This is a genomic window from Oligoflexus sp. (assembly GCF_035712445.1).
In the GTDB taxonomy this organism is placed as follows: Bacteria; Bdellovibrionota_B; Oligoflexia; order Oligoflexales; family Oligoflexaceae; genus Oligoflexus.
On record NZ_DASTAT010000066.1, the window covers coordinates 22,483 to 35,671 of the forward strand.

Below are 13,189 nucleotides of genomic sequence, written 5' to 3' on the forward strand. Positions count from 1 at the left end.
CAATCAGAACCATTATAGCGCCTGCTGATATGCGTCAATTGAGTCGAGAGTGGCGTGCCGCCGGAGAAAAAGTGGCCTTTGTGCCGACCATGGGGGCTCTGCATGACGGGCATTTGGCCCTGGTGAAGGAAGCGCAGAAAAAAGCCGAGCGCGTGGTCGTCAGCATCTTTGTGAACCCCATTCAATTCGGCCCCAAAGAGGACTTTGCGTCCTATCCAAGGATGCTACAGGCCGACAGCGAGAAACTCAGCAGTCTCGGCGTGAATGCGCTCTTTGCTCCGAATGCCGCAGACATGTATCCGGCCGGTTATGAAACCTACGTCTTCAACGAAAAGCGTTCGGATATCCTTTGTGGTCATTTCCGCCCAGGGCATTTCCAAGGTGTGCTCACGGTTGTATGCAAACTCTTTCATATCGTCGAGCCTGACTTCGCGCTCTTCGGAAAGAAGGATTATCAGCAGTTCACGCTTCTTAAAAAAATGGCCCAGGACCTTTGTTTCCCGATTGAAGTGATCGGCTGCCCGACTCTGCGTGATCCGGATGGACTCGCCATGAGCAGCCGCAATCTGCGTCTGACCCCCGAGGAAAGAGCGCTCGCTCCCGAACTGCATCGCGCGATGCAAATGGTGAATGAGGCGCTCAAGGGCGGCGAGACGCAAAGGAAGGTCCTGCTCGATATCTTTGCCGAACAGATGAAACATTTTCCCGCCTTCCGCGTGGAATATGCCGAGATCCGCGGCGCTTCGGACCTTGCTGATTTCAGCGAGGCGATTGATCGGCCTGCGGTTCTTCTGGTGGCCGCGCATCTGGGTTCGGTACGTTTGATTGATAACCTGGAGCTGTCCAGTCCATGAAAGAGCTGATTCGATTTTTTCATCTTATGCTGTCCTATCTTCTGCGGCCGGTTCTGCTCTGGGTCAACACCACAGCGCAGCCGGAAAACCTGAAGGAGCACCTGGATCTGACGGGCGGTCCGGTGATCTATGTTTTGCCGAAGCGTTCCATCATTGATTACCTTGTGCTGCTCACCACCTGCCGCAAATTCGGTCTGCCCGAGCCGGATCTGGGGCTCGACTTCAACCGGCATCGGCGTGCGGTCTGTCTCTTCCTGGAAAAGACGACGGCGATAAAACGGGTGAGGCGTCTGCGACCCAGCCAGGTGCTCCTGCACCTTGTGCGTCAGGTCCAGGAACAAACCGGCGAGAAGCCGCAGATTGTTCCGGTCTCACCCTTCTGGGGCAAGGATCCTGGGACGGAAGAACCGTCGATCTTCAAACTCATCTTCAATGATGACGAGGACGCCGGCTGGCTGCAGAAATTTTTCATCGTGATGGCTCAGGGCCGCAACAATAAACTTTATTTTGCCAAGCCCTTTCAGATCAATGAAATCCTGCAGAGCGAAGAGGATGTGAATAACGCCGCGCGCAAGATCCGAAGGATCCTGCGCATCCACTTCCGCCGCGTGCGCAATACGATTCTGGGTCAGAAACTTTACGTGCGTGAGCAGGTCATTTCCCGCGTCGTGGCCGGTAAACTCGTGCGCCAGGAGATCGAGAAGGAAGGCAAGGGACGACCGCAGCTCACCCGCAGCCTGGAAACCAGGGCGCGCGGCTATGCGCGGGAACTCTCCGCGGACCAGACCTATTCCATCGTGCGGGTCTTTGAACTCGTGCTCGGGAAACTCTGGAACAAGATTTTCTCGGGCGTCGATGCGGTGAACGTGGAAAACGTTACGCGTCTTGCGTCTCAGAATTATGAAATCGTCTATGTCCCCACGCACAGAAGCCACCTCGATTACCTGCTCGTGAACTATACCGTCTACAAAAGCGGGCTGCCGACGCCGCATACCGCGGCCGGCATCAACCTGAACTTTTTCCCGATGGGTTGGTTTCTGCGGCGCGCGGGCGCCTTCTTCATCCGGCGTTCCTTTCACGGCAATCGCCTTTACGCGGCCGTCGTGGAAGAGTACATGCATTACCTTCTGACCCAGGGTTATCCGATCTCCTTCTTCCCGGAAGGCGGACGGAGCCGCACAGGTCGGCTTTTGCCGCTTAAAACCGGGATGCTGTCCATGGTGGTGCGGAGTTATCTCAGGAACACCGAGCGGCCCATAGCCCTTGTTCCCGTGTTCCTGGCCTATGACAAGGTCATGGAGGTGAAGAGTTATCTCACCGAACTCGGTGGAGGGGCGAAGAAGAAGGAATCCATCCTTCAACTCCTGCAGGCCCGTAAGGTGCTCCAGCAGTTCTATGGGAAGGCCTATCTTTCCTATGGAGAGCCCATCATCCTTGAAAATTTCCTGGACCATAACTACATCGGCTGGCGTGAGGCCGACGAGGAAAGACCCGAATGGCTTTCCGGAGCCGTTCACGATCTGGCCCATCTCATTTCGCGCCGGATGAATGAAGCGGCCGTCATCGCCCCGATCGGGCTGATCGGGGTAGGTCTTCTGGCAGCCTGGCAGAAGGCTCTTCCCAAAGAGGAGCTGTTCATCTTCATGCAGCGCATGATCACTCTGCAAAGGCAGCTGCCCTATCATCCCAACGTGCGGCTCGTGAATGATGATGTGAACGCGATCTTCACCCTGGCCATGAAATTGAAAAGCATATCCCTTTTCCATCATGCGGCGGGAGATGTCGTGTTCGTGAATGATATTGATGGGGCTCTCATAAGCTACTATCGAAACAATATCATCCACCTCTTCGCTATTCCGTCGCTCATCGCGCGTTTCTTCCAAAGGGACGATACGATTGACGAGGATTCTCTGGTGCGCGCCTGTGCCGAGATTTATAGCGTTCTGCGCGAAGAGCTTTACTTGAGCTGGGAGGAGGACGCCATTGAAGGCGTCGTCAAACGCTATGCCGAGTCTATGGCCGCTGTGGGGCTTCTCTACAAGGTCGCGCCGCAGATCTATCACCGGCCGCCGGCGCAGTCGGATGATTTCGTGGCCCTCGACATCCTGTCCCAGGCGCTGGGACTTACCTTCGATCGCTTCATCATCACCGCCGTGCTTCTGGCCAAACACAGTCAGCGCGGGCTGGTGGATAGTGACGAATTTTTGCAGCAATGTCATCGCATGGCCCAGCGCCTTGCGATCCTGAGCGGGCTTAACAACCCCGAGATCGTCGAAAAAACTTTTATTCAAAAACATATCCAGCTCCTCAAACGCAAGGGTCTTCTGATCCAGGTGGACGAGAAGAAATTGCGGATTGATGAGCGCGTGGCGGTGATGGCGCAGAACTCCCAAAGACTCCTTTCGCCTGATGCCTTGCGCAGTATCGAGCGCATTTTCAGAACCACGCATGAGGACAAGGAAGAAGAGCAGCATGGCCAAATGGAAATACACGGGGAATGACGACGCGAGCGATCGTCTTCCCACGTACGATAAAATTCGTCGCGGTCGCGACAAACGAAAAAAGCACAAAGCCTCCGAAGCCGACTTCGAACAGCCCGAGGACAAATGGGATTTCGAAGCCCATCCCGAATGGTTCCCGGCCCGCGTGGTCGAGGTGCATAAGCGCTATGCGTTCGTCTCGCCGGAAAAGGATATCGGCGATGTCCAGACGCGTGACGTCTGGCTCGCAACGGTCGCGCGACGTTATCTGCAGAGCCGTCGCGGGGAACGCAACACGATCTGCGTCGGCGACCGCGTGCTCTGCCGCCCGACCGATGATCGCGATGTCGACCTGGGGACGGACATCCCCTGCTGTGTGATTGAAAATCTGTCCCCGCGGAAAAGCCGGATCGCACGTCGTGACCCGGCTGTGCCGGAGCGTGAGCATATTCTGGCCAGCAACGTCGACCAGCTGATGATCGTCGCCAGCTATAAAAATCCGCTGATCAAATGGGGCCTTATCGACCGTTATCTGATTCTGGCGGAAGAGCAGGAAATTCCGGCGATTATCGTTATGAACAAGGAAGATCTCCTGGCCGATGAAAGCGAAGAATTCCGCGAGGAATGCAAAAGAGAAGCGGAATATTTCCGTAAATTGGGGTACACCGTTTTCTCGCTCCAGGTTGAATTCCAGAACTTCCAGCATCCTTTGATCAAAGAGCTGCACAGTCAGCTGGAAGGCAAGGTCACCATCCTGAGCGGGCACTCCGGGGTCGGCAAGTCCTCGCTCGTGAATCTCTTTAAACCCGAGATCACGCAGGAAGTGGAAGAGAACTCGGATATTTTTTACAAGGGTCGACACACGACAACTTACGCCAGCATGATCAAGCTCGGCCGCGGCGGTTATGTGATCGATACACCCGGTATTCGCAGCTTTGTCTTGAGTGAACGAAACGCCATCGATCTGAGTCACGGTTTCGTGGAAATGCGGGCCCTGATGAATCAATGCAAATTCCGTGAATGCCGGCATATTGATGAGCCGGACTGTGCGGTGGTAAGGGCTGTGGCCGCTGGTGATATCAGCGAGCGCCGTTATAAATCGTATAAAGGCATACTCTTGGGGGATACGGGTCGCGAGGGTCGGATCCGTGATCAAATAACTGGGAAGGATAAGGAAGAGGAAGGCGATGAGTAGCGAACACCATTCCATGAGTTACGATTACAGCGAGAATGAAGAGCTGACTCTTTTGCGGCAAACCGTCCGCAGCTTCGCGGAAAAGGAAATTGCCCCGCGCGCGCATCAGCTCGATGAAAAAGAGGAATTTTCCTATGAGCTGACCGAAAAAATGGGTGAGCTGGGACTCTTTGGAACCGTGATTCCCACCGAATACGGCGGCCAGGGCATGGATTACGTCCAGTACGTGGTGGCGGTCGAGGAACTGGCGCGGGTCGACGGTTCGCACGCGGCGACCATCGCCGCTCACAATAGCCTTGGCGTGGCCCCCCTTTACTATTACGGAACGGAAGAGCAGAAGCGAAAATATATCCCGAGCCTCTGTACAGGCAAAGGCATGTGGGCCTTTGGTTTGACCGAGCCTGAAGCCGGCAGTGACGCGCAGTCGAGCAAGACCCGCGCGGTTTACGACGCCTCCCGGGACGAGTGGGTCATCAATGGCTCCAAAATCTGGATTACGAACAGCGCAGCGAAGACCACCGAAGGCATCACAGTCCAGGCTGTGACCGGCCAGAAGGCCGATGGTCGGGCGGAACTCAGCTGCTTCATCGTGCCCTCCAATGCCCCTGGCCTTACACGCAAGACGATGCATGGTAAAATGATGTGGCGTGCCTCGAACACCGGCGAGCTTTACTTCGACGACGTCCGCGTGCCGAATTCGGCGATGCTGGGACAGAAGGGGCAGGGCTTCAAGATCATGATGGAGACCCTCGATAATGGGCGTCTTTCCATCGGTGCCATGGGCCTTGGACTTGCCAAAGGCGCTTTGGATATGACCGTCAAGTATGCGAAGGAACGCAAGACCTTCGGTGTGGCCATTGCCAAACATCAGGCCGTGGCCTTTAAACTGGCGGAAATGGCGACCCGCATCGAAGCGGCTGAAGGCCTTCTCTACAAAGCCGCCTGGCTGAAGCAGAAGGGTAAAGCCTTCCAAAAGCATGCCGCCATGGCTAAACTTTATTGTTCAGAAGTCGCTGAGTATTGCGCGCGTGAAGGTCAGCAGACGTTCGGTGGATACGGCCTGATGAAGGAATATCCGATCGAGCGCTTCTACCGCGACGCCGCCCTGCTCAGAATTGGTGAAGGAACCAGTGAGATCCAACGCCTTGTGATCTCACGCTACCTGGGTTGTTAAGCATGCAGCGTGCGCAGCTGTTCCCCTTGGCTTTTCTGAGTCTTTGTTTATGGGTGAACGGCTGTGCCCTCTTCGGCATCCGCACTTCCGAGCGTTATGATGATCGCAGCTTCAGCATCCTCAATCTGAATCTCTTCAATCAGCGCATTCCCTCGACCATCACCAATAAAAACTGGCGAGGCGACTGGCTCTTCCGCCGGGAGCGCCTGGAGCTGATCGACGAGCAGCTGCGCATTTCGCGGCCGGATATCGTCGTGTTCCAGGAACTCTTAACCCGTCGCGGCAGCCCGAGTGAATCCGATATCAATATCCTGAATTTCGGTGCGCTCGAAGGCTACGAGTGGGATGCGGAGATGGTGGCCTTTTACAAGGACACCCAGGAAATGCAGTATAACGCCGCCGCCGTCGGGCTGCCGGTGAAACTCTCGTCTTCGGACAAGGTCGAGAAAAAGCACTGGCCCATAGGCATTGACGGCTTTATGAATTATTCGCTTTTGGAGCTGGATCAGCAGCCCATCCTCCTGATCAATATTTCGATGCCGATCAGCGCGCAGAAGGTGGATCATTGGTATAAGTTCGTTTCCACGGAGCTGCAGAATCTTCTGAAGGAACTCGGCATCTGCAAGCAGCGCCTTGTGGTTTCAGGTTACCTTCCGGGTGGCGTCGTCTGGCCCGGCTTTGCCGAATTCACGGAAACATTCGAGCTGAAGGATACGGCGACCGGCTTTTGTGAAGCGGCCTCCGACTGCCTCACAAGTTCCAATCAAAACGATCTTTTCATGGCGACCGCCCAGGGCCAATCCCCTTCGCACTCCGAACGCATCATGGTGCATCGCGATGCGCTCGTCTCGTTCAGCAATGTGGTCATGAATAAAATGAAAGATAAGACAGTCTACGGCGGACCTTATGGCCTGCAGCGTCTTTGGGCCAGCCGTGTGTATGGCTGGCTTGCGGATTTAAGACTGCAGCGCTGCCCCGCCAGCTGAGGCTCTTTTAATGAATCAGGTTTCGGACCGAGCGGATGAGGTCGTCAGGATCCATGAAGGGCTTGGTTAAAATTCCGTTCGCGCCGGCCTTGAGGGCTTCCTGCACTTTCGGATGAGCCGAGTCATGGCCGGTACTGATCAGGATGGATGTGCTTTGATTCAGCTCGCGCACTTCCTTGATAAAGCGCACGCCATTGATCTGCGGCATCTCAAGATCGGTGATGATCAGCGGGAAATCAGTGCGGCGCAATGCTTCCAGGGCCCGTCCCGCATCGGTGAAGACTTCGCAGTCGAACTGCTCTTCAAGCAGCACACCCAGGATCTCACCGACCTCAGGTTCATCATCAACAATTAGTATTTTCGTCCTTGGACTCATCAAACACCTCGGCGTAGCCCGTCCCAACCATTATTGTCACTCAATTCCAACATCCGAGCAATACGCAGGAACCCCCTGCTTTTCGTCAAAAACCCCAGCCCAATCCCAGAGTCATCGACACGCCGTGAAGGCGGTCAGTCTTGGTTCCTCTCCAGCGTTGAATATCCAGGGCCAAAACGCTATTTTGACTCATAAGATACCAGAGTGACCCAGCCGCCCCAATTCCAATCTCGGTGCTGAAGTCAGCATCCTTGGTGATGGGTGGGTTGGCCTTCTGCACAGGTATGAGATAAAGGATTTCCGTTCCCACCAATGCATAGAGTGGATGATAAAGGCGAAACATCCTTTGGGTCGAATTGAAGACTGTGATCAGCGAGACCGGACGATTCTGCGCGCGATTGATGAAGGCCTGGGACCGATAGCCGACATTAACGACCCACGGATGACCCAGGCGGTGCATGTAAGCAATGCCTGGAGAGTTCTGATGGGTGCGTAGCTCGCTTTGACTTGGGCCCACCGGTTCGTTATGGCTATAAAGCGCGAAAATATAGTCTTTAGGATAGGACTCCGGTATCGTCAAGTCTTCAGTCGTTGAATCCGCTGCGCGCAGACGGGCCGCGAAAAGCCCAAGGCTGCTGATGATGAGGAAGGACCATACTGGGTGCAAAGTCATAGCGAAAACGTGCCTTCTGCAAGGAATCGGATACTTATTTTTCTCATGCTGCTTGCCACGCTCCTGCCAGCGGGTGCTCAAGCTTCTCTCACAGGGATTGTCGGTCCGCGCTTTTTATGGATTCGCGGTTGGAAGTCTCTGCTTCAGCCCTGGCCTGACCATCCTGCAATGCAAAAGATTCAAAACCTTCTCCGGGGTCTTTGGCAAGGCATCCTGCTGCTTTTGGCTGCGCAGATTCTTTTGCTGCTTTTACAGCTGGTGCGAGCTTTCCTCGCCGACGATCCATTGACACTAACTCTATCATCCCATCTTCGTCTATTGGGAAAACAGGGGTTTTACGGAACTTTTCTTATCTTGACATTCATCCTGGCCGCAAAAAGTTTCCGGGAGCACGGCCTGAACCTCTTCACCTGGCAGGCCCGGGGGCTTTTGATGGCCTCGCTCGTTCTGGGGCTTTACATGCTGGGACAAAGGAATTTCGGCTGGGATTGGATCCACGGTTTTCAAGCCAGGATTGGTGAGCATCGCTTTGCGTACGGCGTCTATCGCGCCTCGGGACTCATGGGCCATCCTTTGAGTCTTGCGTATAATTGCATGCTGCTCGCGCTTGTGACCTTCGCGCAGGGCCTTTGGATGTTTCGCAGCCAGAGGCGGCAAAGCTGGACCTGGCTGCTGATCAGTGCGGTCAACCTGGGTCTGATCGCTCTGACCGGCTCAAGATATCCCCTGGTGCTGACAGTGGCCCTCATGGTGCTCGGCATCCTTATCCAAACCCGTCTCGCCAATCTGCAAAACATTCTGGGCCTCGGACTTTTGGCTTTTGTGATCATAAGCGGTCTTTTTCTATTCGATCCCGTGATGATGGGGCGTGTGCAGGAACTCATGGATCCCAGGCTGCCCTGGGAAGAGCGTTTTGATCGTTGGATTTTCTGGAAAGTGCATCTGCAAATTTTTATGGATCAGCCCTGGCTGGGAACCGGGTTGGCCAATTACGACAGGCTGCTCCTGGACTATTATGACCAGGCCGGATACACTCATATTGAGAGAAAATACACGGCGCATAATATCCTGCTGCAAACTTTAGCGGACTCCGGAATTGTGGGATCGCTGGCTCTGCTGGTCATCTTCGCAGTTCTTTTCCGTGCGGCCTTTCGAACGCTGAAGGACTTTCGGCACCAGGGCTTTCTTCTGATCGCTCTCGGAACGCTCTTCGGTGGTCTGCTTCAAAACACGCTGCGGGATAGCGAATATCTTTATGCTCTTTGGACCAGCATGGGCCTTTGTTGCGGCTGCCTCATAGCTGGAGGAGTGCCCGATGAATCAAACGGCCGAAGCCACCTCCAAGATCACCAATCCGGAGAGGATCTCGCGGATCGTCATGCGCATGAGCGACGGTCACATGCAGGCGTTGATTCGGACCAAGGATAATATCAAAGTCGGAATCCGGGCGAATTTCGCCCGTTTCGAAGGTCAAAAGAGTCCGCCCCAGATCGTGTTCGATAAAATCTCTGATATCGGTCTGCAGAAGCTGGAAAAAGGCACGGCGGTGAAAATCGAAGTCATCGGCATGCCTTCGAAGGTCATGTTCGTGACCACCATCCTGGACAAGACGGACGATGGCGTCGTCTGCAGTCTGCCCGCCTCGCTGGTCACCATTGAAAGACGGCAGAATTCGCGTTACCGCGTGACCCCGTCGGCTATGGCCTATTTGAGTTTCAGCCAGTGGGTGCCCGAGGATGATGATCCTTCGGCCCCGCCATTCTTTGATGCCTATCGCAGCCTTGCCGGATGGATTCCCATCATGGACATCAGCGCCGGCGGCGTATGCGTGCAGAGTCACTTCCCTTCGTTCATCAACGTCCTGGAAACGGTGGACGTGGATCCGAAGGCGAAGCTGCATCTGCCGATGAGCGCGCCCATGCCGGTCCAGGCCGCGATCCGCTGGAAACGCCGGATCAAGAATCGGTTCAGCGAAGACAACCGCGAACGCTATCAGCTTGATTTTCGCCTGGGCATCGAATTTTTGGATTTATCGGAAGAGTATCAGGTCAAGATTCGCAACTATCTGCGCCAGCTGAGTGTGGCGGATGCGATTTGAAGGAGCGGTGTGCATGCGCGCTTTGATTGTCATCGTTTTTATGCTGACTGCCTGCGCGGGATACAATCCTTTCGCAGACGAAGCGCCTGATGAAATTCAGCCGTCAGCCCCCGTGACCCGTGCTCAGCCAGCGCCCGTTCCCGTCTCCGCGCCCAGTGTGGCGCCGGCCTCCGATCTTGAGCTGCGACTCGCCAAACTGTGGGCCCGGGTCGATGACCTTGAAAATCAACAGATTCGGCAGAAGGAAAGGATGAAGCTCCTGGAGAAGGGCCTCATGCTCGGCATCATTCCCGACGAGCTGAAGACCGACAAACCCTTGAAGCATGACACGAAAAAGCCGGAGCCTGATCCCGAAGAGACGCCCGCGTCCGTCCAGGCCACCACGCCTCCACCGGCCCTTGCGGGTGAAAAAAGCAAGGACCTTGCGGAATATCAGCGTCTTCTGCGGGCGGCCCAGGAAAAATTCAATGCCGCCAACTACGGCCAGGCCATCGTTCAGTACGGTGAAATCGGCGAGAAGTTCGATGATGGTTTAACGGAAGGCAGCCATAACTATTGGATCGGCCTCAGCTGGTTCTATCTGAAGGAAATGCAGCTTGCCGAGCAGAGCTTCAAAAAACTCATCGACCAGTTCAATCACAATTCATGGGTGCCCTATGCCCGCTTCTATATGGCCAAGATTGATTTGAATCGAGGGCTGTCGGGGCGCGCTCGTGATCAGTTCAAACTGCTGATCGATGAATATCCCAATCAGGATCTTGGGGAAATGGCGCGCATGGAAATCGACCGCATGAGGGAGAAGCTTTGATGGCAAGGCCGGCTTCCTATATTTTCAGCCTTTGTCTCGCCCTGCTTCCCTGGGGAAGTGTTATGGCCCAGGAACCGTCCCTGGAAGACCTTGAAAGAATGGGCGCGGAAATGGATGAAGGCGAAATGAATACGCCGCCCCCGCCGCCTCCTGCTCAGGGGATTGAAGCGTCCGTACCGGATGAGGCGGCTCAGGCCGAGGCAGCTTCAATGAGCCAGCCGAATCAGAATGCACCGGCCACCGATACCAGCGGCCTGGAACCCGTCGATGTCCGCAGCCGCATCAAAAAAGTCCTGGAGCCGAATCTTTTCGCGGGTGCTCCCCCGGTGCCGGGAACCTTGCGCAATATGGCCCCTGGTGAAGCTCCGGAAGAGTATGCGGTTCAGGAAGGCGATAACCTTTTTGATATCTGCGACCAGCTCATCGACGAGCCGAACTACTGGCCGAAGCTCTGGTCGTTCAACCCAGGCATTGCCAACCCGCACTTTATTTATCCCGGCATGAAGCTGCGTTTTTATGCAGGTGATGCTGACAATCCCCCTTTTCTTCAGGTCGTAACGGAAGACGATATCGTGCCCGTGGATAAAGGCGGCATGAAGGAAGCCGAGCTGGTGCGTGAGGATATCAACGGCATGCTCATGCGTTCCGAGATTCCGACCAATCAGCAGATCACCGATGCGAAGGATCTGGAGTCCGTCGCCGGCATCGACGATATGATCGAAGTCGTGGGCGAGCGCGAGCGTCCTGATAAGGTGCCACTTATCGTACCAGCTTTTATCGTGGCGGATGAATTCGAAGAGCTGGGTCGTATCGTGGGTGGCTCGGCTGGTTCCTATCTGATCGACAAAGGCCAGTTCCTGATCGTGGAGCCTGAAGACGACGACAGCCTGAAGACCGGCACCAGCTATACGATCGTGCGGGAAACCGGTAAAGTGCGGACCAAAAACGGCAACGACTTCGTGGGCTACCGTTATGAATTCATCGCGCATATCCAGGTGAATTCCAAGGACGAAGACGAGGACGTGTTCCGGGCCCAGGTCATTTACAACAGGCTCGGCGTGATGCCCGGCGACATGGTGATCGCGTACCGTTCGACCAAGCGCAGCATGCCCGTGAATCCTCCGCAAAGCATTCAGGGCGCGAATCAGCAGGTCGTGGCGTTTACCGAGCCCTTCATGGCGGTCGGCGGCCGTGGGGCCTTCGTCTTCCTTGAGCAGAACGAAAACAAGCTGCAGGAAGGCCAGGTCTACAACATCATGCAGAACGTGAAGGTGGCCGCGCCGAGTTTTCTGCGCGGTGATCTGCCGGATACGGAGAGTCAGGTGGCCAAGGCCTACATCGTGGATGCCTCCGCGTCCGGTGCCCTCGGTTTTATTTTGAGCGATGTGCTCGAAGTTCGACTGGGTGATAAGGCGAGTCCCTGAGTATTTGTCCGAGCCTTGATTCCATGTCCGTGGTTTTTCCCTTTCAGAAAATTTAAACCTCTTTTCGTTTGTGCGAAGGAGGTTTCATGTCCGTCATTCCCCAACTCGAAGCGCATTGTTCTCATGTCCTATCCCAATGGATGTATCGCTGGCTGTCTCTGCCGTTACATCAGGAGAGCGAAGACCCGCGCGTTACGATCGAAGCGCTCGGGGTGAGCGATTGGGCTGATTATATTCACTATCGTTTGGAGGCAGGGACCGTACCGTGGACGAATCTCATGCGCTCAGCTCAAGCGAGTCCGATCGCTCTCGCCACTTTGATTCATGAAAATATCAAGCAGACCACGCGTGCCGGTGCGCAGCTGATCGACTTCTATCATCCGCTTTATCCGGCGCTTCTTGCATGTATCAAAGATCCACCCAACTGCCTGACCGTTTTGGGTCCGCCCGAGACCTTGAGCAAGCCTTCGATCAGCATTGTGGGCTCGCGCCGTGCGTCTGGTTTTGCTCTGCGGGAAACGGAAGAGCTGGCTGCCGCCCTGGCCGCGGAAGGGGGTGTCATTGTCAGTGGTGGAGCTTTGGGTTGCGACATCACAGGGCATCGGGGAGCGCTGCGCTCGGGAGAAAGGCCCTGTCCAACGATTGTGGTGCTCGCGGGCGGACTCTCACGCTTCTATCCGCGTTGCAACGAAAACGTCTTTCGACTCCTGCAAAAATCCGGAGCGGTTTTCATTAGCGAAAGACTCTGGGAATATCCTGCCAGACCTTATGATTTTCCGGTACGAAACCGCATCATCACAGGGCTTTCGCCGCGTCTTCTTCTGATGCTCGCAGGTGAACGATCTGGCGCAAAAGTGACCGCCCAGCTCGCATTGGAACAGGGTCGGGAGGTCTTTGTCATGGTGCATCCCGAAGATGATGTGCGCGCACTCGGCTCGAAACAGTTGCTGCTGGAGGGCGCGACACCTTTCTTTTCCGCGCAGGACTATATGCGCATGGCCTGGAGCTGTGACGGCAGGGATTGGTTTGAAGCTGGTTCTGGCTTCGATCGTGTTTAAGGAATTTGTTTTGCTTTCCCGGGGACAAAGTCTTAGTCTATAAGAAAGTACATTCAGCATTAA

General features: G+C 55.2%; 13 protein-coding genes. 10 read left to right on the forward strand and 3 right to left on the reverse strand.

Features of this window, described 5'->3' with window-relative positions:
• Window positions 1-29 precede the first annotated feature (29 nt).
• Genes panC through VFO10_RS14210 form a run of 5 tightly spaced genes read left to right on the forward strand, consistent with a single transcriptional unit; the run spans window position 30 to window position 6,689 of the window.
• Window positions 30-854, forward strand: a complete 825-nt coding sequence (panC, locus tag VFO10_RS14190) for a pantoate--beta-alanine ligase (RefSeq protein WP_349259368.1) — start codon at window positions 30-32, stop codon at window positions 852-854.
• Window positions 851-3,355 (forward strand): glycerol-3-phosphate 1-O-acyltransferase PlsB, encoded by a 2,505-nt coding sequence (gene plsB, locus VFO10_RS14195; RefSeq protein ID WP_325141221.1) that lies wholly within the window; start codon window positions 851-853, stop codon window positions 3,353-3,355. The genes panC and plsB overlap by 4 nt, the downstream gene beginning before the upstream one ends.
• Window positions 3,327-4,529 (forward strand): ribosome small subunit-dependent GTPase A, encoded by a 1,203-nt coding sequence (rsgA, locus tag VFO10_RS14200; RefSeq protein ID WP_325141223.1) that lies wholly within the window; start codon window positions 3,327-3,329, stop codon window positions 4,527-4,529. The genes plsB and rsgA overlap by 29 nt, the downstream gene beginning before the upstream one ends.
• Window positions 4,522-5,703, forward strand: a complete 1,182-nt coding sequence (locus tag VFO10_RS14205; protein WP_325141225.1) for an acyl-CoA dehydrogenase family protein — start codon at window positions 4,522-4,524, stop codon at window positions 5,701-5,703. Before rsgA ends, VFO10_RS14205 begins: the two co-directional genes overlap by 8 nt.
• Before the next feature lie 2 nt (window positions 5,704-5,705).
• Window positions 5,706-6,689 carry a hypothetical protein gene (locus VFO10_RS14210; protein ID WP_325141227.1) on the forward strand — a complete coding sequence of 328 codons (984 nt, stop codon included), beginning with the start codon at window positions 5,706-5,708 and terminating at the stop codon, window positions 6,687-6,689.
• Window positions 6,690-6,696: 7 nt separating this feature from the next.
• Here the strand turns inward: VFO10_RS14210 and VFO10_RS14215 are convergent, their stop codons facing one another.
• The 3 genes from VFO10_RS14215 to VFO10_RS14225 form a co-directional block, all read right to left on the reverse strand.
• The gene (locus tag VFO10_RS14215) at window positions 6,697-7,065 is read right to left on the reverse strand and encodes a response regulator (protein WP_325141229.1); all 369 of its coding nucleotides are present in this window, start codon (window positions 7,063-7,065) and stop codon (window positions 6,697-6,699) included.
• A gap of 85 nt (window positions 7,066-7,150) precedes the next feature.
• Window positions 7,151-7,738, reverse strand: a complete 588-nt coding sequence (locus VFO10_RS14220; RefSeq protein WP_325141231.1) for a hypothetical protein — start codon at window positions 7,736-7,738, stop codon at window positions 7,151-7,153.
• 88 nt (window positions 7,739-7,826) lie between these two features.
• Entirely contained in the window at window positions 7,827-8,042 is a 216-nt protein-coding gene (locus VFO10_RS14225; protein ID WP_325141233.1) for a hypothetical protein, read from the reverse strand.
• A 50-nt stretch (window positions 8,043-8,092) separates the two neighbouring features.
• On the opposite strand from VFO10_RS14225, the gene VFO10_RS14230 reads away from it, so the two are divergent.
• From VFO10_RS14230 to VFO10_RS14250, 5 genes are all read left to right on the forward strand, one after another.
• Window positions 8,093-9,166, forward strand: coding sequence for an O-antigen ligase family protein (locus tag VFO10_RS14230; protein ID WP_325141235.1), 1,074 nt, complete (start codon window positions 8,093-8,095; stop codon window positions 9,164-9,166).
• Entirely contained in the window at window positions 9,138-9,836 is a 699-nt protein-coding gene (locus VFO10_RS14235; protein WP_325141236.1) for a PilZ domain-containing protein, read from the forward strand. The genes VFO10_RS14230 and VFO10_RS14235 overlap by 29 nt, the downstream gene beginning before the upstream one ends.
• A gap of 13 nt (window positions 9,837-9,849) precedes the next feature.
• Window positions 9,850-10,644, forward strand: a complete 795-nt coding sequence (locus VFO10_RS14240) for a hypothetical protein (RefSeq protein WP_325141238.1) — start codon at window positions 9,850-9,852, stop codon at window positions 10,642-10,644.
• Window positions 10,644-12,068: a LysM peptidoglycan-binding domain-containing protein gene (locus VFO10_RS14245; RefSeq protein WP_325141240.1), complete on the forward strand. Its 1,425-nt coding sequence runs from the start codon at window positions 10,644-10,646 to the stop codon at window positions 12,066-12,068. The genes VFO10_RS14240 and VFO10_RS14245 overlap by 1 nt, the downstream gene beginning before the upstream one ends.
• A gap of 86 nt (window positions 12,069-12,154) precedes the next feature.
• On the forward strand, window positions 12,155-13,126 hold the full coding sequence (locus VFO10_RS14250; RefSeq protein ID WP_325141242.1) for a DNA-processing protein DprA: 972 nt from the start codon (window positions 12,155-12,157) through the stop codon (window positions 13,124-13,126).
• Window positions 13,127-13,189 lie beyond the last annotated feature (63 nt).

Excerpts from the sequence above, each read along its gene's own strand:
- panC (WP_349259368.1), top strand. The coding sequence starts at position 30 with ATGCGTCAATTGAGTCGAGAGTGGCGTGCCGCCGGAGAAAAAGTGGCC.
- VFO10_RS14210 (WP_325141227.1), top strand. The coding sequence starts at position 5,706 with ATGCAGCGTGCGCAGCTGTTCCCCTTGGCTTTTCTGAGTCTTTGTTTA.
- VFO10_RS14245 (WP_325141240.1), top strand. The coding sequence starts at position 10,644 with ATGGCAAGGCCGGCTTCCTATATTTTCAGCCTTTGTCTCGCCCTGCTT.
- VFO10_RS14205 (WP_325141225.1), top strand. The coding sequence starts at position 4,522 with ATGAGTAGCGAACACCATTCCATGAGTTACGATTACAGCGAGAATGAA.
- VFO10_RS14220 (WP_325141231.1), bottom strand. The coding sequence starts at position 7,738 with ATGACTTTGCACCCAGTATGGTCCTTCCTCATCATCAGCAGCCTTGGG.
- plsB (WP_325141221.1), top strand. The coding sequence starts at position 851 with ATGAAAGAGCTGATTCGATTTTTTCATCTTATGCTGTCCTATCTTCTG.
- VFO10_RS14235 (WP_325141236.1), top strand. The coding sequence starts at position 9,138 with ATGCAGGCGTTGATTCGGACCAAGGATAATATCAAAGTCGGAATCCGG.
- VFO10_RS14215 (WP_325141229.1), bottom strand. The coding sequence starts at position 7,065 with ATGAGTCCAAGGACGAAAATACTAATTGTTGATGATGAACCTGAGGTC.
- rsgA (WP_325141223.1), top strand. The coding sequence starts at position 3,327 with ATGGCCAAATGGAAATACACGGGGAATGACGACGCGAGCGATCGTCTT.
- VFO10_RS14240 (WP_325141238.1), top strand. The coding sequence starts at position 9,850 with ATGCGCGCTTTGATTGTCATCGTTTTTATGCTGACTGCCTGCGCGGGA.
- VFO10_RS14225 (WP_325141233.1), bottom strand. The coding sequence starts at position 8,042 with ATGATAGAGTTAGTGTCAATGGATCGTCGGCGAGGAAAGCTCGCACCA.
- VFO10_RS14250 (WP_325141242.1), top strand. The coding sequence starts at position 12,155 with ATGTCCGTCATTCCCCAACTCGAAGCGCATTGTTCTCATGTCCTATCC.